At 60.9% G+C, this 21,537-nt stretch carries 19 protein-coding genes, 1 pseudogene and 1 riboswitch; of the genes and pseudogenes, 13 read left to right on the top strand and 7 right to left on the bottom strand.

Annotated features, from left to right (window positions below):
• Positions 1–170 precede the first annotated feature (170 nt).
• Entirely contained in the window at positions 171–482 is a 312-nt protein-coding gene (locus tag BI364_RS12920; protein WP_070079103.1) for a DUF2288 domain-containing protein, read from the bottom strand.
• 899 nt (positions 483–1,381) lie between these two features.
• Between BI364_RS12920 and BI364_RS12915 the strand changes: the two genes are divergently transcribed.
• Positions 1,382–2,344 (top strand): IS5 family transposase, encoded by a 963-nt coding sequence (locus BI364_RS12915; RefSeq protein ID WP_070079102.1) that lies wholly within the window; start codon positions 1,382–1,384, stop codon positions 2,342–2,344.
• Between the two features lie 133 nt (positions 2,345–2,477).
• On the opposite strand, the gene BI364_RS12910 is transcribed toward BI364_RS12915, so the two are convergent.
• Complete coding sequence (locus BI364_RS12910; protein WP_083251382.1) at positions 2,478–2,999, bottom strand: ImmA/IrrE family metallo-endopeptidase; 522 nt, start codon at positions 2,997–2,999, stop codon at positions 2,478–2,480.
• Positions 2,996–3,319, bottom strand: a complete 324-nt coding sequence (locus tag BI364_RS12905; RefSeq protein WP_070079101.1) for a helix-turn-helix domain-containing protein — start codon at positions 3,317–3,319, stop codon at positions 2,996–2,998. The genes BI364_RS12910 and BI364_RS12905 overlap by 4 nt, the downstream gene beginning before the upstream one ends.
• A 182-nt stretch (positions 3,320–3,501) precedes the next feature.
• On the opposite strand from BI364_RS12905, the gene BI364_RS12900 reads away from it, so the two are divergent.
• The 5 genes from BI364_RS12900 to BI364_RS12890 all read left to right on the top strand — a co-directional run bounded on the left by BI364_RS12900 (position 3,502) and on the right by BI364_RS12890 (position 6,466).
• Positions 3,502–3,768 (top strand): multiubiquitin domain-containing protein, encoded by a 267-nt coding sequence (locus BI364_RS12900; RefSeq protein WP_070079100.1) that lies wholly within the window; start codon positions 3,502–3,504, stop codon positions 3,766–3,768.
• Positions 3,743–4,960, top strand: a complete 1,218-nt coding sequence (locus tag BI364_RS12895) for a ThiF family adenylyltransferase (protein WP_070079099.1) — start codon at positions 3,743–3,745, stop codon at positions 4,958–4,960. The genes BI364_RS12900 and BI364_RS12895 overlap by 26 nt, the downstream gene beginning before the upstream one ends.
• Positions 4,957–5,412 carry a DUF6527 family protein gene (locus tag BI364_RS19230; RefSeq protein ID WP_407639320.1) on the top strand — a complete coding sequence of 152 codons (456 nt, stop codon included), beginning with the start codon at positions 4,957–4,959 and terminating at the stop codon, positions 5,410–5,412. The genes BI364_RS12895 and BI364_RS19230 overlap by 4 nt, the downstream gene beginning before the upstream one ends.
• Before the next feature lie 102 nt (positions 5,413–5,514).
• Entirely contained in the window at positions 5,515–5,862 is a 348-nt protein-coding gene (locus tag BI364_RS17985) for a hypothetical protein (protein WP_156782752.1), read from the top strand.
• Between the two features lie 223 nt (positions 5,863–6,085).
• Positions 6,086–6,466 (top strand): hypothetical protein, encoded by a 381-nt coding sequence (locus tag BI364_RS12890; RefSeq protein WP_070079098.1) that lies wholly within the window; start codon positions 6,086–6,088, stop codon positions 6,464–6,466.
• Positions 6,467–6,679: 213 nt separating this feature from the next.
• On the opposite strand, the gene BI364_RS12885 is transcribed toward BI364_RS12890, so the two are convergent.
• From BI364_RS12885 to BI364_RS12870, 4 genes and pseudogenes are all read right to left on the bottom strand, one after another.
• The gene (locus tag BI364_RS12885) at positions 6,680–7,813 is read right to left on the bottom strand and encodes a ribonucleotide-diphosphate reductase subunit beta (RefSeq protein ID WP_070079097.1); all 1,134 of its coding nucleotides are present in this window, start codon (positions 7,811–7,813) and stop codon (positions 6,680–6,682) included.
• Between the two features lie 73 nt (positions 7,814–7,886).
• Positions 7,887–10,652: pseudogene (locus BI364_RS12880) on the bottom strand (ribonucleoside-diphosphate reductase subunit alpha); the annotation flags it as partial.
• Between the two features lie 347 nt (positions 10,653–10,999).
• Entirely contained in the window at positions 11,000–11,233 is a 234-nt protein-coding gene (locus tag BI364_RS12875; protein ID WP_070079095.1) for a hypothetical protein, read from the bottom strand.
• A 239-nt stretch (positions 11,234–11,472) separates the two neighbouring features.
• Positions 11,473–12,381 carry a LysR family transcriptional regulator gene (locus BI364_RS12870; RefSeq protein ID WP_070079094.1) on the bottom strand — a complete coding sequence of 303 codons (909 nt, stop codon included), beginning with the start codon at positions 12,379–12,381 and terminating at the stop codon, positions 11,473–11,475.
• Positions 12,382–12,480: 99 nt separating this feature from the next.
• Between BI364_RS12870 and metE the strand changes: the two genes are divergently transcribed.
• The 7 genes from metE (at position 12,481) to dsrE2 (ending at position 21,503) form a co-directional block, all read left to right on the top strand.
• On the top strand, positions 12,481–14,775 hold the full coding sequence (gene metE / locus BI364_RS12865) for a 5-methyltetrahydropteroyltriglutamate--homocysteine S-methyltransferase (RefSeq protein WP_070079093.1): 2,295 nt from the start codon (positions 12,481–12,483) through the stop codon (positions 14,773–14,775).
• 88 nt (positions 14,776–14,863) lie between these two features.
• A complete protein-coding gene (locus BI364_RS12860) occupies positions 14,864–16,666 on the top strand; it encodes a GGDEF domain-containing protein (protein ID WP_070079092.1) in 1,803 nt (600 codons plus the stop codon).
• 63 nt (positions 16,667–16,729) lie between these two features.
• Positions 16,730–16,947, top strand: a riboswitch (cobalamin riboswitch).
• A 98-nt stretch (positions 16,948–17,045) separates the two neighbouring features.
• The gene (locus tag BI364_RS18950) at positions 17,046–18,896 is read left to right on the top strand and encodes a TonB-dependent receptor plug domain-containing protein (RefSeq protein WP_070079091.1); all 1,851 of its coding nucleotides are present in this window, start codon (positions 17,046–17,048) and stop codon (positions 18,894–18,896) included.
• The gene (locus BI364_RS12850) at positions 18,896–19,465 is read left to right on the top strand and encodes a cob(I)yrinic acid a,c-diamide adenosyltransferase (protein ID WP_070079090.1); all 570 of its coding nucleotides are present in this window, start codon (positions 18,896–18,898) and stop codon (positions 19,463–19,465) included. The genes BI364_RS18950 and BI364_RS12850 overlap by 1 nt, the downstream gene beginning before the upstream one ends.
• A complete protein-coding gene (locus BI364_RS12845) occupies positions 19,466–20,365 on the top strand; it encodes an ROK family protein (protein WP_070079089.1) in 900 nt (299 codons plus the stop codon). It begins immediately after the preceding gene.
• A 36-nt stretch (positions 20,366–20,401) separates the two neighbouring features.
• Complete coding sequence (locus BI364_RS12840; protein ID WP_070079088.1) at positions 20,402–20,950, top strand: DUF6580 family putative transport protein; 549 nt, start codon at positions 20,402–20,404, stop codon at positions 20,948–20,950.
• A 73-nt stretch (positions 20,951–21,023) separates the two neighbouring features.
• Positions 21,024–21,503: a sulfur carrier protein DsrE2 gene (dsrE2, locus tag BI364_RS12835; protein ID WP_070079087.1), complete on the top strand. Its 480-nt coding sequence runs from the start codon at positions 21,024–21,026 to the stop codon at positions 21,501–21,503.
• Positions 21,504–21,537: the final 34 nt, after the last annotated feature.

Here is a 21,537-nt window from a genome sequence, read left to right as displayed (position 1 = left end):
ACTGTGAAGCTGATCCGTGCCTGAAATTATGCACTGGGGTGCGTGCTGGATTGCAAGACCCGCTTTCAGAAGTCGGAGGTAGGATCGCATTTGACGCTGAAGTGACGAAGTCGATCCTGAGGTCGATGCGACAACACGAGAGCGCCTCGAAGCGGCTCCGAAATCGCGACCTAGCCGTCGCTATACTCGATTTCCTGGACCAGCACCCAGGGTGCGGCGACCACCGCCCAGAATACCGGCTTGCGCGCCACCCATGCGCGGGCATCCGCCTCCGTGGCTTTGGCCAGAGCACCGTCGGTCATCCAGCCACGGAGCGTCTCGCTATCGTCGCGCACCATGCAGATCGCCACCTCGACCAGATCTAGCGGCGCATCCACCTTCACCACCGAGCCATGCGCGAAATGTCGCTCAAGTTCCGCCCACTCGATCTTGGCGGTTTCGGCATTCAGATGGGCACGCAGTTCTTGGTCTTTATCGTTCATGAGGGGGATTGTAAAAGATGTTGGGCTTGGGATGTATCGGGACGGCCTTACGTGAATACGTCTGCCCGGGGCCGCAGCCAAGCGCCATCCGGGCGCAGGCTGCTCGGCCCGGGTCCTCCGGGCCGACCCCGTCCAACCGCATCCCCACGAGGCAAGGTGATAAGGGGATAGAAAAAGAGACAAGCGAAGCGCGTCACGCGGACGCGAGGTGGAAATTATTTTGACTAGAGCTCCAGTTTACGCCTTGCCTCACCTGTGAGGATGCTATAAAACAAGACCTGACCCCAATCCTCCCTAGTTTATGAGGATGCTACAATACGAGACCCCCATTTCCTCCTCGCCGGGAGCGCTGTCGTTGATTCTGAGGGGCAAAAAGTCCTTTGGCCCTCTCGCGGCTAAGCGTATGGAGCAGCGGTGCGGGTTAACGGAGGGTTACCTATCCGAATAATGCTATACACGGTTGCTAGCGCTCAGCTTCGGCATTACGCGGTGGCCACACATCCGCCCATTTCGGCAACCTAAGCAAACTGAGCACTGCATCGTATTGCCCAGCATATACCTTCATTTCTCTAAGGCATAACTGGGGAGGTGCGTTTGGAAACCATGTGGCAGCTGGAATCTCAGTGCCCAATCGATCGTGCTGAATACTCGAGTCAGCCGCCAAGGATCCTGCCGGCAACGGTATCACTTGCTGTCGAGTTCGCAAAAAGGCCCCAGACTTAAATGCCGGCCTACTTGACCACGCCCAATTGATAAAGCCGTCATTCGACATCACCAACACAGCCTGCTCATCCGTGTATTCGAGCCATTTGAGAATAGCTGCAGTTAAGGCAACGCTGAAAAAGTCTCTTACCTCTGCGAAAATTGAGTTGCCCTGACAACCAATTGGGATCGTGACGATGAAACAGCAGACACTGGCAATGGCAGCGGACCAAGGTGAAGGATTCGAGGTCCATCGACGAGCGACGCGTCGTGATGTGTTTCTTTCGACGATGGAGCCACTCGTGCCTTGGTCAGCGTTGTGCGCGGTGATTGAACCGCACTACCCGAAGGCTGGGAAGGGTCGCCCCCCGGTGGGACTGGAACGGATGCTGCGGATGTATTTCGTGCAGCACTGGTTCAACCTGGCTGACGAGGCGTGTGAAGAAGCGCTACTGGACAGCACGGCGCTGCGGCGATTCGTGGGCATTGACCTGGGCCGAGAGCGGGTCCCGGACGGAACGACCCTGTTGAAATTTCGTCGCTTACTGGAGCAGCACGACCTGGGTGCGTCGTTGTTCGCGCAGGTCAATCAGACCCTGCGGGACCGAGGCCTGAAGGTCGGCACTGGAACGATCGTCGACGCCACGATCATCGGTGCGCCGAGTTCAACGAAGAACGCCCGCAAGGCGCGCGATCCCGACATGCATCAGACCCGCAAGGGTCAGCAATGGTATTTCGGCATGAAGCTGCACATCGGTGTGGACAGTCGTACCGGGTTGGTGCACAGCGCGGCGGTGACCGCCGCCAACGTGCACGATAAACACCTGCTCGCGGACCTGCTGCACGGCGAGGAACGTCGGGTCTATGGCGACAGCGCTTACGCCAGCCAAAAGGCCTTGATCCGCGGGCCTGCGCCGCAGGCGAAGGACTTTACCAACCAACGCATACGCAAGGGTGGCGAAGTCGACGAGGCCGAGCGTTCGCGTAATCGCAACAAGTCACGGATCCGCGCCCGGGTCGAGCACGTTTTCGCCGTCGTGAAGCGACTGTGGGGGTTCAGCAAAGTGCGTTACCGAGGTTTGGACAAGAATGCGAACCGCAGTTTCGTGGCGCTCGGACTGGCCAACTTATACCTGTCGCGCCCCCGAGTACCCGCATGATGAACCGTTGCGGGCCAACAACGCGCCTCAAGGCGCGTAAATAGTGAAAACCAGGAACAGAAAACCGGGATCTGGCCGCCTGACTACGGGCAAAACGTATCAGACGTGATGATGGATTAATGCAGCCGCTTATTCAGCGTTGCCTTAACGACACACCGTAACGCTCCGCACAATGGCTAAGCACATCCAGATCGACCTCATCGGTAACCTGTTGCCTGTAATCGTCAAGAGGCATAAGCAAATATGAGGCGAAGACATCAGCTTGCGCCTCAATATCACGTTCCTCATCAGACCAGTTCAGCATATCGTCACTGCTGCACTGAAATGACTCTTTCATCTGCCTATGCAGTATGTAGTGCCCAAGTTCGTGCGCCTGCGTAAACCTGATGCGCCCAAGAGACGTTACCGCTTCGTTGTAGAGGAGCAACCACTCCTTCCTGTCCTCACCAGGAAACAACGCGCCCTCAAAGCCTTTGATCTTCGCAGCCTGAACCTCAGTGATCGGATCGTCCCAACCGAAAATATTCGCCGCATCAAGCGCAAGCATGGATACATCGATAGGAAAACGGTCCACTCCGTGCACTTGCGAATACGTCCCGGTGATTTTTACGAGACGATTTGCGGCGCGCTGGGGAGTCCAGACCTGATCCGTCATGGCTTCTTCTTAAAGGTATCCAGTATCTTTCTGAGCTGTTCTTTCGCGTCGGGGTCCAGCTTTTGGTAACCCCGAAAAAACGCCTCGTCCAAATGCCGTTCTTCAGGTGAGCGTACATCCTCATCTATGAAATATGAGGCAGCCACCCCCAAGGCGTCTGCTAACGCAGTCAACTTCTCTGCTGAGGGTCGTTGTGACTCTCTGTTCTCAAGTTCCCAAAGATAGCTCTTACTCAAGCCAGCAGCATCAGCCAGCTTCTCCAATGTCAGCCCGTTCTGTTTTCTAAGATCACGCAGCTTCTCACCTAAACGGCTTGCCACGGATACACCTCCCAGTCTGTGGTTACGCATCAATTTTACATGATCCCGAACTTTTTGTTTGACAACTCAGGATTTCTTAGTAGACTGATAAAAAGTTCGGGATATCGAACTTTTGGGGAGGCGCATCTCGCCCGTCGTGCTAGGCGTCTCAGACTGAATACTTCTGATGGAGACACAGCGACATGAGTAACGAGCACTCGCATCATCACGGTTCAGGCCACGAACAGTCCGTCCGGATTGTCATCAACGGACAACAGTTCACCGTCGACGAGAAGCGCATCAGCTACGACGAGGTCGTAAGACTGGCTTTCCCCGGAGGCCCCTTCGACATCACATATGCGGTTGACTACATCAACGAGCATGGCCCTGACGGTACTTTGACCCAAGGTCAGGACGTTAAGGTTCATGAGGGGATGATCTTCAATGTCATCAAGACCAATCGATCCTAATGCGGCCTTCGAACTCCTTCGCACGGAGGGGTTCGAAGTCGAGATTCACCAGCAGCACTTACTCGTACACAACATTCCGTACGTAACGCCCCAGAAAGTCGTTCGCAACGCGACGCTTGCATGCTTGTACATAGAAAATGGTGAACAGGTCATAGCGCCGGATTCTGGGAAAGGCGATAACCACCAAGTGTGGTGGACCGGTGAATACCCTTGCTATCCAGATGGCACACGCTTGGATTTGGGCACGGCCCCCCAGGGGCGCGAGCTATTCCCCGGGCTCACCGTTCAACATCAGTTCTCTAATAAGCCGTTCGGCGCCTCTGGCTTTCCAGACCACTACACAAAAGTCACACACTACATCCGACTCATTCAAAACCAAGCAAAAGCCATTGACCGGGATGTCGACGCACGTACCGGGAGGGTACTTGCCACACAGGAGGATGAATCTGTCTTCTGCTATCCAGATACCGCCTCAGCGAGATCAGAAATTCTAGCCATCTCCGCGAAACTAGCCGCTTCCCGGATCGCCATCGTAGGATTAGGAGGAACGGGGTCTTACATTCTTGATCAGACTGCCAAAACACCCGTTGGCGAGATCCACCTTTTCGACGGGGACATTTTTAACAGTCACAATGCGTTTCGCGCTCCTGGCGCCGCGTCACTTGATGAAATTAACGCAAAAGAACCTAAGACTGATTACTTTGCTCGCAAGTACGCGCCAATGCGGCGCCACGTCATTAGTCACCCCTACTTCATAGACCCAGAAAACGTCCACGAACTAGCAGGATTAGATTTCGTATTTGTTTGCGTGGACAAGGGCGTCGCCCGGTCGTTAATAGCGACCTTCCTTATTGACAACAGCATCCCCTTTGTCGATGTCGGTATGAATTTGCTGCTATTGCCAGAACAAAACTCCCTCATGGGGACATGCCGCGCAACTCTTGTTACGCCAGAAAAATCAGACCATGTCGCAGACTTCATACCCATGGATTCAGACGAGGAAGAAGACGTTCTATATCGCCATAACATTCAAGTTGCAGATATGAATGCGGTAAATGCGATGCTCGCCGTCATCAAATGGAAACAGCATTTAGGTTTCTATCAAGACGATACCAGGACGCATAATCTTTCATTCGCTGTAAACTTGATGTCTTTGAATCGGAGCCCTCGTCGTCCAGAACACAGCGAATGAATACTATACGACCAGAGTTTGTCGAGTTCATCCCTGCATCGCTATCTGCTGGCGTTCTCTACATCAGTGAACGCTACCGAACAGCATCACACCTTTGCGCATGCGGCTGTGGAGAGAAAGTTGTCACGCCACTATCTCCCGCCAACTGGCGCCTAATACGCCATGGGAACTCAGTAAGCCTATACCCATCAATTGGCAACTGGAATTACGTGTGCCGCTCACACTATTGGATTACCAGAAATAGGGTAATGTGGGCAGACACGATGTCCAGCGCCGAAATACTCCAAGTGCAGCAACAAGACCGAAGCGATAGAGAACGACAAGTCTATCAACGAAATCAGCAAAAATTAAACCCAGAATCTGCCGCCGAGAATCGGGAGCACAAATCCAGTCGAAGGACATCCCCGTGGTGGAAGCGAATAGCACATTGGATCAAGAAGCTATTTAGTTAGCGAAAGCCAACCACCTTCTCTCAATGCGTAAAGACAAGCAAGAACACGCCGCCAAATAACTTCACAAATCACGACTAAAGCGAAAAATAAGGAGAAATTTCTTTGAAGAAATACATTCTGATGCTTGCGTTCTCCGCGGCACTCGTTCCGCCTGTCTGGGCGGGATGCAACTCAGCAGATCGTGTTAATCTGGTCGGATCCGGACAAATTTCGACTTTATCCGGCCCTAAGAATCCGTTTGACGTATGTTCACTGACTATCGATGCTGCTGGTAAAACATACTCAGTTGAAGTTCCTCACAACGCTGATTTGTGTGGTCAGAGCCTTTCAGCCAGCCTTCCAGTGTACGAACCCCATCCTGGCCACTACATTCTTTTTTTTCAAGACGACCAGCTTCACCAGACAAGCTGCTACCCCGCCAAACTGGTGTCTGCCAACAGCGGGCAATAGATGATCGGGTTTCCCTAGCCGTAACAGACGCCAACGTAAGGACAGCGCTGTACGTGCAGTGAACATTCTCCCAAATCGACACTCTTACTTCTGGAGTATCGAACGGTATCGGGACAACTGGAACTTGATCGACGAGCAACCGCACTCGTAAGGTGCCAGGCATCTCTCATCTTCCCACCGTTCTGTGCTCGGCATCGAAGCCAGGCATACACAAGGAACAACGATGGCGCTTTCCAGTCATGACTTGGACAAAGTCCACGATGTTATGCGAGCGTTCTTCAACTCACGCCGTGTAAAGACTGCATTGGATGAGTTTTACGAGTTGGGGATCACCGGCTGGGAGCGCTGGTGGCAAACGGAACTCTCACGATTTATGGGCAACGCCACAGACCTGATCGCTGAGTGGAACACGGAATGCCGCTTCGAGATCGACAAACGCAGCCACAGCACCCAGTCGAGCATCGCGATCGACGTCGGCTTTCGCCTTAAGAAGCACACCTTGAATCAATGGCACTACGTCGAGTTAAAGCAGAAGAACGACTATCGTGCCTGCATCATCAGCATGTGTGAGGATGTCCTGAAGGTCTGCTCAGCAGCCGGTTAAAGGCATTCGGTAAATGCCGCTATAGACACAAAATACTGAGTCTCAGTTTGAATGCAGTGTCAGCTGTTCTCAAAATTTTCAGCCATAAAAAAAGCCACCGACAAGAATGCCGATGGCTTTGATGAGATTCCATCCCAAACGAGAATTGCTCTCAGAATCACCAGATGCTGTGAAATGAATCACTTAATGCTGTGACTGACATTCAATCCCAACTCAACGCCCCCCCGTCTGATACTCCGTCACCCGCGTCTCAAAGAAATTTTTCTCTTTCCGTAGGTTCGCCTGTTCGTCCAGCCACTCGACGGCGCATTCGGCGTCGGGGTAGGGCTCTTCGAGGCCGAGCTGTTTGGCGCGGCGGTTGGCGATGAAGCGGAACTGGTCGCTGTGCATTTCGGCGGTGTAGCCGAGGATGGGGTCGGGCAGGAGGTAGTGCGCATAGGCGCGTTCGGCGGCCTCGGCCTCGTCCCACATTTCGCGCATGGCGGCGGGGTCGGGGCGGATGTTTTCCTCCTGCATGATCTGCTTGGCGACGCGGATGCCGAAGCTGGCGTGCATGACTTCGTCGCGCATGATGTATTGCAGCTGTTCGGCGGTGCCCTTCATCAGGCCGCGGCGTTGCAGGGCGAAGACGGGGGTGAAGCCGTTGTAGAACCAGGTGCCCTCGAAGACGGCAGCGAAGAAGATGTAGGCCATGAGGAAGTTCATCAGCTCGCCGCGGTCGCGCAGGTCGATATCCGGGCGCATCACGGAGTCGAGTCGGCGGTTGGCGATGCGGATCTTGGCGTGGATTTCGGGCACGACGCGGTAGCGGTTGTAGATCTCGCTCTGGTCGAGGCCGATGGTCTCGATGCAGTGCTGGTAGGTCCAGGTGTGCAGGGCTTCTTCGTAGACCTGGCGGGCCTGATAGATCTGCAGCTCGGGCGCGGACATTTTCTCCATGACGGCGAGGCCGATGTTGCGCATGGCGAGGATGTCGGAGGTGGTGAGGTAGGCGAGCACGTTTTCGTAGACGTGACGCTCTTCCAGGGTGAGTTTGTGGAAGTAGTCGTGTACGTCGGAGGCCATGTTGATGTCGAGTGGCGTCCAGTGGTTCTTGTTGGCGTTGAGGAAGTAGTTCCACGCCCAGGGGTATTTGAACGGCGCGAGCTGGTTGACGTCGGTGAGGCCGTTGACGACGCGCTTGTCGTCAGGGTTGACCGGGCGGATGGCGTGCGCGGGCTCGGCGGCTGGCGCGGGGCGTGCGTCCGCGCCTGTTTCGGGGCGGCTGTCGGCGGCCTCGGCCTGCGGCGCGCGGCTTGGCGCGGGGGCGGCGGGGCGGGTGGTCAGCGGGTCTTCCCAGTTCAGCATGTCTTGTACCTCTTGCAATCGGTTGGCTCGGTGGGCGGGGGCGGCGGTAAGCGCCGCCGCCCGGCCTGCGGTGTTACTGGCAGGCGTCGCACTCTGGATCGAGAATCGAGCAGACCTTGGGGGCCTCTTCCACGGCGGCGGGTGCGCTGCGGGTGGCGGCCTTTTCCATGTGGGTGGCACCGAGGGAGCGGAGGTAGTAGGTGGTCTTGAGGCCGCGGACCCAGGCGAGCTTGTAGAGATTGTCCAGCTTCTTGCCGGAGGGCTCGGCCATGTAGAGGTTGAGCGATTGGGCCTGATCGAGCCACTTCTGGCGGCGCGAGGCGGCTTCGACCAGCCAGCGTGCGTCGATCTCGAAGGCGGTGGCGTAGAGGGCCTTGATGTCGTCCGGCACGCGGTCGATGGCGGCGACGGAGCCGTCGTAATACTTGAGGTCGTTGACCATGACTTCGTCCCACAGGTGGCGCGATTTGAGGTCGGCGACGAGATAGGGGTTGATCACGGTGAATTCGCCGGACAGGTTCGATTTGACGAACAGGTTCTGATAGGTCGGCTCGATCGACTGCGACACGCCGCAGATGTTGGAGATGGTCGCGGTGGGTGCGATGGCCATGGTGTTGGAGTTGCGCATGCCGATGGTCTTGACGCGCTCACGCAGGCCGCTCCAGTCGAGCGTGCTGGACTTGTCGATCTGGATGTACTGACCGCGGGTCTCCTCCAGCAGGGCGAGGGAGTCGATGGGCAGAATGCCACGGCTCCATAGCGAGCCGTCGAAGGTCTTGTAGGCGCCGCGTTCTTCGGCCAGGTGGGTGGAGGCTTCGATGGCGTAATAGGACACGGCCTCCATGGAACGGTCCGCGAATTCGACCGCGGCCTCGGTGGTGTAGGGCAGGCGAAGCTTATACAGGGCATCCTGGAAGCCCATGATGCCGAGGCCCACGGGGCGGTGGCGCAGGTTGGCGCGGCGTGCTTGGGGCACGCTGTAGTAGTTGTAGTCGATGACGTTGTCGAGCATGCGCATCGCGGTTTTGATGGTGCGCGCGAGCTTGGCGGTGTCCAGTCCCTGCTCGGTGACGTGCTGGGCGAGGTTGACCGAGCCGAGGTTGCACACGGCGATTTCGTCGTCGGAGGTGTTGAGGGTGATCTCGGTACACAGGTTGGAGCTGTGCACGACACCGACGTGCTGCTGCGGCGAGCGCAGGTTGCAGGGGTCTTTGAAGGCGATCCAGGGATGGCCGGTCTCGAACAGCATGGACAGCATCTTGCGCCATAGGTCGATGGCCTTGATCTTGCGGAAGACCTTGAGCTCGCCGCGCGCGGCCTTGGCTTCGTACTCGGCGTAGCGGGTCTCGAAGGCCAGGCCGACGAGGTCGTGCAGGTCGGGCGTCTCGTTGGGCGAGAACAGGGTCCACTCGGCTTCCTCGGCGACGCGCTTCATGAACAGGTCGGGAATCCAGTTGGCGGTGTTCATGTCGTGGGTGCGGCGGCGTTCGTCGCCGGTGTTCTTGCGCAGCTCCAGGAATTCCTCGATGTCGACGTGCCAGGTTTCAAGGTAGGCGCACACCGCGCCCTTGCGCTTGCCGCCCTGGTTGACCGCCACAGCGGTGTCGTTGGCGACCTTGAGGAAGGGCACGACGCCCTGGCTCTCGCCGTTGGTGCCCTTGATGTGGGCGCCGAGGCCGCGCACGCGGGTCCAGTCGTTGCCCAGTCCGCCGGCGAATTTGGACAGCAGGGCGTTGTCCTTGACCGCGGCGAAGATGCCGTCGAGGTCGTCGGGCACGGTGGTCAGGTAGCAGCTCGAAAGCTGCGGGCGCAGGGTGCCGGCGTTGAACAGGGTCGGCGTCGAGCTCATGAAGTCGAGCGAGGACAGCAGCTCGTAGAACTCGACGGCCTTGGTTTCGCGGTCGACCTCATTGATGGCCAGGCCCATGGCCACGCGCATGAAGAAGGCCTGCGGCAGCTCGAAGCGATGGCCCTGGCTATGGATGAAGTAGCGGTCGTACAGGGTCTGCAGGCCGAGGTAGGTGAACAGCCGGTCGCGCTCGGGCTTGAGCGCGGCGCCGAGGCGGGCGAGGTCGTAGCGGCCGAGTTCCTCGTCGAGCAGCTCCAGCTCGATGGCGCGGTGTACGTAGGCGGCGAAGTATTCGGGATAGCGCACGGCCATCTCGGCCTGGGTGGCGGTCTCGGCGAGCCCGGAGAGGAAGCCGAGCGCTTCGCTGCGCAGGGTGTCGAGCAGCAGGCGCGCGGCGACGAGGCTGTAGTTGGGGTCCTTGTCGATGAGGGTGCGCGCGCTCATGGTCAGGGTCTGGCCGATGTCCTGCGCCTTGATGCCGTCGTACAGGCCGCGCAGGGTGTCCTTGAGCACACGGGCGCCATCGACGTCGTCCAGGCCGGCACAGGCCTCGTCCACCAGCGCTTGCAGGCGCACGGTGTCGAGCGGGGCGCGGCTGCCGTCGGCCAGCGTCACCGAAAGGCCGCTGGCGGCGGTGGTCGGCTGCTCGGCCTGGCGGGTAGCGGCTTCGGCGGCGCGTTTTTGCGTCTGCTGTTCACGGTAGAGCACGTAGGCGCGGGCGACCTTGTGCTCGCCGCCGCGCATGAGCGCCAGCTCGACATAGTCCTGGATGTCTTCGATGTGCACGGTGCCGCCGTCGGGCATGCGCCGGAACAGGCCCTCGGCGATCTGCCGGGTGAGCGCGTCGACGGTCTCGTGGATGCGGCTGGAGGCGGCGGCGCTGCCGCCCTCGACGGCCAGGAAGGCCTTGGTCATGGCGACCTTGATCTTGTCGGCGTCGAAATGGGTCTGCTTGCCGTTGCGGCGAATCACCCGGTACTGGCCAGCGGTGCCGCCTTGGCGGGTGACGCTGGTCTCGTCGATGAGCTCGGCGGCACGGGCGGTCTGGGCGGACGGTGATTGGCTTTCGGTACGCATGGGGATCCCCCTGAGTGGCGCGGAATTTGATGTGTGTGCCGGTGGTGGTGCCGGTCTGTGCCGATACTATAGGATGTGTATTGTAGTCGGTCAATCACACAATATGATGTGGATCTGTCTGTGGATGGCTTGTGGATGATCTGTGCACAAACTGTGCATGGCTTGTGGACGAAGGCGTGGCGAAAAGGGCGCGAGACGGCACCATCGCAGTGCGTGCGCAGGAAATTTTGTCTGGCGGCGCATGCCATCGAGCTGTCATATCAAGGCATTCCGAGGCGTCCGGCGAAGACCGGGTTTTGCCGTGTCCGGCGTACATTCCAGTAAAAGCGGCAGACGATCAGGATCGATGGTCCTGATGCAGACCCCGGCGCGAGGCGATGGTCCTGCGCGACAGGTTGGCGCTGGACCCGCACCATGCGGGCCAGTAAACGCACCTTTTTGGTCTGCGGACGCACCTCGATCGCACGGATGGCGCTCAGGGTCGCCTTCGTCAAGCTGACCGATCATCTATTTCGAGATCGGCGGTTTCGCCTTGATGCGATGGGGGCACAGGGCTTCGTGATGATCTGCGCGCGTTCGCGCAAAACACGGTGCGCTTCAAGAGGCGGATGGAAAAAGAACGCGACCTTGGGGCGCGCTTTCGCGAGGTGCTGACAAGTCGCACGGCCGCCAGCCAGCCTCGGGCCGGTGGCGATCAGGGCAACGAGGCAGCCTGAGTCCGTGCGCCGTGGCTTCAGGCCGCGCCCTCGGCCGACCCACCCGCCAGCCGGCGGGTGACGGCGATGAAATCCCGTACATAGGGGCGCTCCGCGTCGCTCTCGCGGATGCCGGCGTGCAGCGTGCAGGCTAACCCTTCGCGACCCAACGGTAGCGTCACCAGCCGTCGCCCGGCCGGCACGTCGCGCAGGGCCCAGTCGGGCAGGGCACTGACGCCGCGCCCGCTGGCGACCAGTTGCAGGATCATTTCGCTCAATTCGGAGGTGCGCACCGCCGCCGGCGCGACACCGGCCGGGTCCAGAAAACGGGTGAACACATCCAGTCGCTGCGGCGCGACGGGGTAGGTGATCAGGGTTTCGCCAGCCAGATCGGCGGGCGTGACCCAGGCGCGCCCAGCCAGCGGGTGCTGCGGCGCGACCACCAGCCGCATGGCGTAGTCGAACAGCCGATGGTAGGTCAGCCCGGTACGCGGTTCGGGGTCCGAGGTCACGACCAGATCGACATCGCCCTGAGCGAGCGCGGCCAGCGGCGCGAAGCTGTAGGCCAGGGTCAGATCCATCTCTACCGCCGGCCAATCCTCGCGGTAACGCTCCATCGTCGGGGTCAGCCAGGCGAAGCAGCTGTGGCATTCAATGGCAATGTGCAGGCGCCCGCCGCCGTCGGCGAACTGACTGAGGTCGCGCGCGAGTTCGTCCAGCTCGCGGCTGATACGCACCGCCGAGGCGAGCAGGCGCTCGCCGATGCGGGTCAGGCGTAACGGTCGGCTCTTGCGTACGAACAGCGGGCCACCGAGGTCGCCCTCCAGCCCCTTGATCTGATGCGAGAGTGCGGACTGCGTCAGGTGCAGTCGTTCAGCCGCGCCCGCCAAAGTGCCGGCACGATGCAGGGCGAGCAAGGTTCGGAGGTGTTTGAGCTCAATCGTCATGATGAATTTAATTCATGTTTAGGTGAATAATTAGAAATTGTACTCAAGTTCGTCACTGGGCACACTGCCATCTTTGCAATTGGATCAAGGACGGCGGTGATGAAGACGACGGCACACAACCTGGGTTACCCGAGGATCGGCCCGCGGCGCGAGCTCAAGCGTGCGCTTGAGGATTACTGGTCCGGCAAGATCGGGCGCGAGACGCTGCTCGCAGAGGCGCGGACGGTGCGTGATGCGCGCTGGCGCGACCAGGCGGATGCGGGTCTTGATTTCATCCCGGTCGGCGATTTTTCGCTCTACGATCACGTGCTCGACACGAGCGCGCTGCTCGGCTGCGTGCCGCCGCGTTTCGGCGAGGCCGGCGCGAGCGTCGATCTCGACACCTATTTCCGCATGGCCCGCGGGCGCGCACCGACCGGCGAGCCGGCGGATGCCTGTGAGATGACCAAGTGGTTCGACACCAATTATCACTACATCGTCCCAGAATTCGCGCCTGATCAGCGCTTTAGACTGGCCAGCGAGGCTTTGTTCGACGAGGTGGTCGAGGCGCAGGCGCAGGGTTATCGGGTCAAGCCGGTGCTGCTGGGGCCGATCAGCTATCTGTGGCTCGGTAAGATGAAGGGCGGCGCGGACGAACGTTTGGGTTTCCTCGATGCATTGTTGCCGGTCTATGGCGAAATCCTGCAGCGCCTTTCGGGGCTCGGCGTCGAGTGGGTACAGATCGACGAACCGGCGCTCGTGCTGGATCTGCCGCCGGCCTGGCGCGCGGCCTTCGAGCCGGTCTATAACCGTTTGCAGGCAGGCGGCCCCAAGCGCCTGTTGGCGACGTACTTCGGCGCCCTCTCGGAAAATCTGTCGATGGCCTGCAGTCTGCCGATCGATGGCTTGCACCTGGATGCGGTGCGTGCCGACGAATTGGTGCAGGCGGCGGACCTGTTGCCCGCCTACAAGATATTGTCCGCCGGCGTGATCGACGGCCGTAATCTTTGGCGCGCGGATTTGGCTGCATTGCAGGGGCGGCTCGCGCCGCTGGCCGAGCGTCTAGGCAATGGCCGCTTGTGGTTGGCGCCGTCTTGCTCGCTGCTGCATGTGCCGGTCGACCTGTCGCAGGAGATGGGACTCGATCCCGAGCTGCGTTCGTGGATGGCCTTCGCGCGTCAGAAGCTCGACGAGGTGGTGGCCCTGCGTCAGGTATTGAACGGTGACGCGGCGGAGGAGGCCTTGACGGCGGCCAGCGCGGCCCTGGAGGCGCGCCGGCACTCGGTGCGCGTGCATCGTGCCGACGTGGCGGCGCGTCTGGCGGCACTGCCGCCGGATGCGGCTCATCGCGCGCACCCCTATGAGGTGCGTGCCGAAGTGCAACAGGCTCGTTTACACCTGCCGCCGTTGCCGACCACGACCATCGGTTCGTTCCCACAGACCGCGGAAATCCGCGCCGCCCGCCGCGACTGGCGCGCCGGACGTCTGGATGACGCCGGTTACGAGGATTTCCTGCGCCGCGAGATCAAGCATGTGATCCGTGCTCAGGAGGACTATGGTCTCGACGTTTTGGTGCATGGTGAGCCGGAGCGCACGGACATGGTGGAGTATTTCGGCGAGCGCCTGGAGGGCTTCGTGGCGACCGCGCACGGCTGGGTGCAGTCCTACGGTTCGCGCTGCGTGAAGCCGCCGGTGATCTTCGGCGACGTGAACCGGCCATTGCCGATGACGGTGGACTGGAGCGTATACGCGCAGTCGCTCACCGAGCGCCCGGTCAAGGGCATGCTGACGGGGCCGGTCACGATTCTGCAATGGTCCTTCGTGCGCGACGATATCTCACGTGCCGAGGTTTGCCGGCAGATCGCGCTGGCTTTGCGTGAGGAGGTCGGCGATCTGGAGCAGGCGGGTATCGGTGTGATCCAGGTCGATGAGCCGGCCTTCCGCGAGGGTCTGCCGCTGCGTCGCGCGGAGTGGCCGGTGTATCTGGACTGGGCCGTGGAAGCCTTCCGGTTGGCGACCTCCGGTGTGGACGACACGACACAGATCCATACGCATATGTGCTATTCGGAGTTCAACGACATCATCGAGGCGATCGCCGCGCTGGATGCCGACGTGATTACCATCGAGACCGCGCGTTCGGATATGGAACTGCTCGATGCCTTCGCCAATTACGAGTATCCCAACGAGATCGGACCGGGTGTCTATGACATTCATTCGCCGAACGTGCCGGCTTCTGATCGCATGCAGGCGCTGATGCATGCGGCGGCAGGGCGTTTGGGTTGGTCGCGCCTATGGGTCAATCCCGATTGCGGACTCAAGACACGGGGCTGGCCTGAAGTGGAGGCTTCGCTGCGCGAAATGGTGGCTTCGGCCCGCGCTTTGCGCGCGGAAATCGGGGCCATTGCGGGAGGTTAACCGGCTTGACGGCGTGGGCGATTGTCATTGTTGAGTCATAAGAAAATGATATGGATACAGGTCCATATCCGTCTGATGACGATCGCCCATGTCGAATCTCCTATGTGAACCCTTGCGTGAATTGCTGGCCAGTCGCCAGTTGCACGTCCTGTTCCAGCCGATCGCGGACGTGGCGGAAGGCGGGGTCTTCGGTTACGAAGCTCTGATCCGCGGGCCTTCCGACAGCCCTCTGCACAGCCCGTTGACCTTGTTCGATACGGCCATGGCCTGCGGTGCGCTATCGGAGCTTGATCACCTGTGTCGACGCCTGGCGATCGAACGCTTCGGCCAGCTCGATTTACCGGGGCGGCTGTTTTTGAACGTGACCCCGGAGACCATCACGCAGGCAGATGGTCCGCGCGGGCGCACACTTCAGTTTCTGGAGGCCGCCGGAGTGTCTCCGGAACGCGTGGTCATTGAGCTGACCGAGCACACGCCGATCAAGGACTATCGCGTGATGCAGGAGGCGGTGGGCCACTACCGAGAAATGGGGTTTGCCATTGCCATCGACGACCTCGGTTCCGGTTACGGCGGGCTGCGTCACTGGACCGAGCTGCGCCCCGAATACGTCAAGATCGATGGCCATTTTGCGCAAAATATCCACGAGGACCCGGTCAAGCGCCAGTTCGTGCGCTCGATGCGCGAGATCGCGAAGGAGCTGGACAGTCACCTCGTGGTCGAGGGTATCGAGACCCGCGAGGAGTATGCGGTGATCGCCTCACTGGGCATCGAGCTGGCGCAGGGCTATTACCTGCAGCGTCCGACCCAGCACCCGCCGCGTTCGCTGCCGCAGCTGGGCGGTACCTGCCGGGTACCTGCGCCGCGCCATCGGGCGGGTACGGCGCGTGGCTTGTTGCATCGTGCCACGGCGATCTCGCCGGCGACGCCGTTGCCGAGCGTGGTCGAGTTGTTCCAACGCGAGCCGCAGCTGCGTTCGGTGGTGGTCGCCGACGGCGATCGCCCGGTCGGTATCGTCCGCCGACATCAGATCATGGATTTCTACGCACGGCGTTACGTGCGTGAGTTGAATGCGCGCAAACCCATCCGCGGTTTTATGGATGGCCAGCCGCTGATGGTCTCTCAGGACACGCCGCTGGAGCAGCTCAGTCAGCTGGTTACCAGCCAGATTGAGGACGATTGGGACCGCGACTTCATCATTACCGATGAGCAGGGACGTTACCTCGGTCTGGGTACGGTCATCGATCTGCTGCGTCGGTTAACCGAGCTGCAGATCCAGTACGCACGCTATGCCAACCCGCTGACCCAGTTGCCGGGCAGCGTGCCGGTCAACGAGCAAATCGATATCTATCTTGATCGTGGCATCGATTTCGTGGTCGCCTATTGCGATATGGATTCGTTCAAGCCTTACAACGATTACTACGGCTATGCACGCGGCGATCATGTGATCCGCGAGATGGGGCGCCTGCTCAGCGAATCCATCGATCCGCGCACCGATTTCGTGGGCCATGTGGGCGGCGACGATTTCGTGCTGGTGCTCGCTTCGGCCAGCTGGTTGCCGACGCTGGAGGCCGTGCTGGCGCGCTTCGAATCGCTGGCCCCCAGTTTCTACGACGATACCGAACGTGAGGCTGGCGGCATTCTGGCGCCGGATCGCCAGGGACGTGAGCTGTTCCACGAGTTACTGTCATTGTCCATCGGCGTGGTGCAGATATCGTCTGGCGCCTTCATGAATCACCACGAGGTGGCCGCGCGCGCGAGCGAGGTCAAGTGCATGGCCAAGCGCAGTCCGGGCAACAGCTTGTTCATCGATCGCCGTGTGGGTGGCGAGGAAACAGTCGAGTCATGCGCCGAGCTGGTGTACCCCGCCGCGTCCAATCGCCTGATGGCCTGAGCGCCCCGCTTCGGGTCAAAGCTGCTAAGATCGCCCGCCGGCGGTGCCAGCACCGCCGGATTTCGACAATATCAACACCAGGGTGCCCCGCGTTCGCGCGGGGTTAAACGGGAAGCCGGTGCGTCCATTGAGGACAAGGCCGGCGCTGCCCCCGCAACGGTGATTGGGTCAAGGCGAACCGGAAGGCCACTGTGCGCCAAGCGCATGGGAAGGCGGTTCGCTGCGGATGTCTCGGCATCGCGCCCATCAGCCCGGAGACCGGCCCTGGTGTGTACGTTCCGGTCGCGGCGGGCGGCAGGGGAATGGCGCCGGTGCTTCGCCCCGGCGCGACTCCGCTACCTCCGCGAATATCCCCCATCCAGGTGCGCGGAGGGCCACCATGCATCATCGTTTTGTATTCATCGGCAGTGCCGGTTTGGCATTGTTCTCGACGCTCCAAGTCGCACAAGCAGCCGGTCAACCCCCGGTGCTGATCATCACGCCCACACGGTTCGAACAGCCGGCCTCCGATGCGGTGGTGCCGACGCGTGTGATCACGCATCGCGAAATCGAGGCGAGCGGCGCCAGTACGGTCGCGGGCGTGCTACGTTTTTATCCTGGATTCGACACGGTTGCCAGCGGTGGGCCGGGGCAGTTGACCTCAGTGTTCCTGCAGGGCACCAATAGCAATATGGTCAAGGTGCTCATCGATGGGGTGCCGGTAAACGATTCGACGACAGGCGGTGCGCCCTGGGCCGACATGCCTGCGGCGGACATCGCGCGCATCGAGGTCGTGAAGGGGCCGCTGTCCACGCTCTGGGGCTCCAATGCCATTGGTGGCGTGGTCAATATCATTACCCGCCAACCGGCCGGCGTGGGCGGGCATCTGGCCGGCGCCTGGGGTGGCTGGGGTACGCGCACCGGTTCACTCGGCCTGCATGCCGCCAACAGTCACGCCGCTGCGGGTGCCACGGTCAGCCACGAGCATTCGGCGGGCACGCCACCCGTGCAGGGGATGAGCCAGCCGGCGCCGTATTCAAATCGGACGGTGACCGCGTATGGCGATGTGCATGCGGGCGGTGCGGCGCTGCGCATGAATCTCTGGCAAAGTCGCGGGCGCGGCGCCTATGCCAGCGGTTATCCGCCCTACTCGCCGCTGGGTTTGTCGTCACAACAGTATTTGCACCAGACCGCTGCATTGCGTTTCGCCTTACCGCTGACGGCGGACTGGCGTGTCAAGGGCGGGGTGCTGCAGACGCGCAACGTACTCAATCAGGATCAGCCCGAAACTTCCAATCCCAGCGCCTACGATTTTGCGCACAGCACTCGCAACCAGGTCTTCGCCGAGCTGGCCTACGCCGCTGGCGGCACGCGAGTATTGATGGGTGCCAGTCATGCGCGCAGTCATGCGGCCAGCCTGAGTTACGGTACGGCCTATAACGACTACCGCCGTACGGGCGCGGGCTATGCCGAGTGGCAGCAGCGCATGGGGGCCTGGCGGCTGACGACGGCGGTGCGTCGCACCGACGACAGCCAGTTTGGTGGGCACGACACCTGGAATCTGGGCGTGGGTTATCGCCTTGCGGCCAACACCACGCTCGATGTGTCCACCGGGACTGGCTACCGTGCGCCGACCTTCAACGACCTATACGGTTACGGCGGCAATCCTGCGCTCAAGCCAGAGGTTTCGCGCAGCGTGCAGGCCGACCTGCGGACGGGGCTGGGTGCGATGGGACAGTTGCATCTGTCGGCCTATCAGCAGGACATCAATGAACTGATCGAGACGGTATTGGTCAATCCGACGAGCTATCAATACCAGAATCGCAACGTGCAGCAGGCGCGCATCCGTGGGGTGACCGCGGGCTGGTCCTGGTTGCGCGACGGCCTCAGTCTGGCGCTGGACGCGACTTGGCAGGACCCGCTCAATCTCAGTACGGGCCAGCGCCTGCTGCGGCGTGCTTCGCACAGTTACCGTGCTCGTCTGGCCTATGACGCCGGCCGCTGGCAGCTCGGCAGTGACTGGATCTACACCGGTCGCCGCGACGATTTCAGTGGGCAGACCCTGAATCCTTACGTGCTGGGTAACCTCGCCTTGACCGTGCGCATCGATCCCGCCTGGGTCGTGCGTGCTTCCGTCGACAATCTGCTCAACACTTATTATGTTCCGGCTTATTATGGCACCGGTATCGCCTATCTCGCGCCGACGCGCAGCGCGAAGGTCGGCGTCCGCTACAACTTCGGGACCTTCTGATGGGCAATCGGCTGACGCGTATCTATACCCGCACCGGCGACGACGGCACCACCGGGCTCGGTGACGGTTCGCGCGTGCCCAAGGACGCGCCTCGGGTGGTCGCCATGGGTGAGGTCGACGAGCTCAACAGCGCGTTGGCGCTGGTGCTCGCCGAGGCAGCTTTGTCCGAGTCGGTGCGTGCCTGCCTGACCCGCGTGCAGCACGAATTGTTCGTGCTCGGCGGCTCGCTCAGTTTGCCAGGGCAGTCGCTGATGGGGCTCGACGCGAGCGAGCGTCTGGAGCGCGAACTCGACGGCTTCAATGACTCGTTGCCGCCGCTGCGCGAATTCATCCTGCCGGGAGGGGGGCGTGCGGCATCCGCTTGTCACCTTGCGCGTGCGGTTTGCCGGCGGGCCGAGCGTGCGCTGGTGACGCTCAATCGGCGTGAGCCGGTGGATGCGGCCCTGCGGCGTTACCTTAACCGCCTGTCCGATCTGTTGTTCGTGCTTGCCCGCGTGCTTGCGCGTGAGGGTGGGGCGGGCGAGGTCTATTGGCGGAAGCCTGATGCCCCCGGTGGGGAGGAAGGCTGAATGTGGCGCCTGGGGGTCGACCTGGGTGGCACCAAGATTGAAGTGGCCGTGCTCGACGAGGTCGGTCACGAGCACCTGCGCCGTCGCGTGCCGACCCCGCAGGGCGACTATACCGCCACCATCGAGACCGTTGGTGCGCTGGTCGAGGCCGCCGAAGCGACGCTCGGGATGCGTTGCCGGGTGGGCGTCGGCTCCCCGGGGGCGATCTCACTGGCCACCGGCCTGATCAAGAACGCCAATTCCACCTGTCTCAATGGCCGGCCCTTGTTGCGCGATCTGGCACAGCGCCTCGGTCGTGAGGTACGCCTGGCCAACGATGCCAATTGCCTCGCCCTATCGGAAGCGACGGACGGTGCCGCGACCGGCGCGGGCGTGGTATTCGCGGTGATCCTGGGGACCGGTACGGGTGGCGGTATCGTGGTCGACGGGCGCGTGTTGACGGGCGGCAATGCCATTGCCGGCGAATGGGGACACAACCCGCTGCCCTGGCCATGTGATGAGGAACGTCCAGGTCCGGCCTGTTATTGCGGGCGGCACGGCTGCCTGGAAACCTTCCTCTCAGGGCCGGGGCTGGTTCGGGACCATGCTGAGCGTGGTGGTAGGGCGCAGACGGGAGAGGCCGTGGTTACGCGCGCCATTGCGGGTGACCCATTGGCGGTGGCTACGCTGGATCGCCATGCCGACCGTCTTGCTCGTGGATTGGCCCATGTGATCAATTTGCTCGACCCGGATGTGATCGTGCTTGGTGGTGGTGTATCGAATATCCCCGACCTGTGCGCGACGGTGTCGTCGCGTTGGGGGGCGTACGTGTTTTCCGATCGGGTCGATACCGTCCTGACGATCGCCCATCATGGCGATTCCAGCGGTGTCAGGGGTGCGGCGCAGCTCTGGAACGACTAGAATCGCGGGTTGACCGAACCCTCCGGAGACCCGACCATGACGCCACGCCTGCTGACGCTGAGTCTGCTGATTTTTGCAGTGGCCGCGCTGCGATTGCTACCCCACTGGCCCAATTTCACCCCCGTCGCCGCGCTGGCACTGTTCGCCGGCGCCCATCTTGATGACCGTCGGCTGGCCTTCTTGGTGCCGTTCGCCGCCCTCCTGATCAGCGATTGGGTGATCGGTTTCTATTCAGGAATGGCCTTCGTGTACGCCGGTTTTGCGGTTAGCGTACTGATTGGCTTCGCTTTGCGTCGTCGCCGTACGGTGAGCCGGGTGGCAGCCGGTACTTTGGCAGGGGCGCTGGCCTTCTTCCTGCTCAGCAATTTCGGTTCGTGGTGGGTGATGGGCCTGTATCCGAAGACCGGCGAAGGGCTGATGGCGGCCTATGTGGCGGGCATTCCCTTCCTGCGTAACGCGATGGCGGGTGATGCCCTGTATGTCGTATTGCTGTTCGGCGGTTTCTGGCTGGCCGAGCGACGCTTCGTCTGGTTGCGTGTCAAAGCGGGTGAGGGGGCCGGGACGCGCGTCCTGGGGCAGTCTTGACACAGCGTCTTAATCGGAGAATCATTCGAATATTAGCATAAGCATTACGATCTATTCGCGGAGGATGTGGAAAATGTCTGAGAAAAAACTCGCCATCATAGCGACCAAGGGCACTCTGGATTGGGGGTATCCTCCCTTTATTCTGGCGTCCACGGCGTCGGCGCTCGGCTATAGCACCGAGGTGTTTTTCACCTTCTATGGCCTGCAGCTGCTCAAGAAAAAACTCGATCTGAAGGTCAGCCCGCTGGGCAATCCCGGCATGCCCATGCCCCTGGGTATGGACAAGTGGTTCCCCATTCTCGGTACTGCGCTGCCGGGCATGGAAGGCATGATGACCATGATGATGAAGAACAAGATGAAGGCCAAGGGTGTGGCCAGTCTTGAGGAGCTGCGCGAGCTTTGCCAAGAGGCCGAGGTTCGCATGGTCGCTTGCCAGATGACGGTGGACCTGTTTGACATGAACCCGTCCGACTTCGTCGACGGCATCGAATTCGGCGGCGCCGCGACCTTCTTTGAGTTCGCCGGCGAAAGCGACATTTGCCTGTTCATCTGATTCGGCGGGCAGTCCGCGTGTTCGGGATGCGTCT

This window comes from Acidihalobacter yilgarnensis, assembly GCF_001753245.1.
Classification (GTDB): Bacteria; Pseudomonadota; Gammaproteobacteria; order DSM-5130; family Acidihalobacteraceae; genus Acidihalobacter; species Acidihalobacter yilgarnensis.
This window is presented reverse-complemented; position numbering and strand designations above follow the sequence as displayed.

Bases quoted from the DNA above. Each gene is read 5' to 3' on its own strand.
- BI364_RS12910 (WP_083251382.1), bottom strand. From the start codon at position 2,999: ATGACGGATCAGGTCTGGACTCCCCAGCGCGCCGCAAATCGTCTCGTA.
- BI364_RS12840 (WP_070079088.1), top strand. From the start codon at position 20,402: ATGACGCCACGCCTGCTGACGCTGAGTCTGCTGATTTTTGCAGTGGCC.
- BI364_RS12920 (WP_070079103.1), bottom strand. From the start codon at position 482: ATGAACGATAAAGACCAAGAACTGCGTGCCCATCTGAATGCCGAAACC.
- dsrE2 (WP_070079087.1), top strand. From the start codon at position 21,024: ATGTCTGAGAAAAAACTCGCCATCATAGCGACCAAGGGCACTCTGGAT.
- BI364_RS19230 (WP_407639320.1), top strand. From the start codon at position 4,957: ATGAATACTATACGACCAGAGTTTGTCGAGTTCATCCCTGCATCGCTA.
- BI364_RS12890 (WP_070079098.1), top strand. From the start codon at position 6,086: ATGGCGCTTTCCAGTCATGACTTGGACAAAGTCCACGATGTTATGCGA.
- BI364_RS12915 (WP_070079102.1), top strand. From the start codon at position 1,382: ATGAAACAGCAGACACTGGCAATGGCAGCGGACCAAGGTGAAGGATTC.
- BI364_RS12895 (WP_070079099.1), top strand. From the start codon at position 3,743: ATGTCATCAAGACCAATCGATCCTAATGCGGCCTTCGAACTCCTTCGC.
- BI364_RS12860 (WP_070079092.1), top strand. From the start codon at position 14,864: ATGTCGAATCTCCTATGTGAACCCTTGCGTGAATTGCTGGCCAGTCGC.
- BI364_RS12885 (WP_070079097.1), bottom strand. From the start codon at position 7,813: ATGCTGAACTGGGAAGACCCGCTGACCACCCGCCCCGCCGCCCCCGCG.
- BI364_RS12900 (WP_070079100.1), top strand. From the start codon at position 3,502: ATGAGTAACGAGCACTCGCATCATCACGGTTCAGGCCACGAACAGTCC.
- BI364_RS12850 (WP_070079090.1), top strand. From the start codon at position 18,896: ATGGGCAATCGGCTGACGCGTATCTATACCCGCACCGGCGACGACGGC.
- BI364_RS12845 (WP_070079089.1), top strand. From the start codon at position 19,466: ATGTGGCGCCTGGGGGTCGACCTGGGTGGCACCAAGATTGAAGTGGCC.
- BI364_RS12870 (WP_070079094.1), bottom strand. From the start codon at position 12,381: ATGACGATTGAGCTCAAACACCTCCGAACCTTGCTCGCCCTGCATCGT.
- BI364_RS18950 (WP_070079091.1), top strand. From the start codon at position 17,046: ATGCATCATCGTTTTGTATTCATCGGCAGTGCCGGTTTGGCATTGTTC.
- metE (WP_070079093.1), top strand. From the start codon at position 12,481: ATGAAGACGACGGCACACAACCTGGGTTACCCGAGGATCGGCCCGCGG.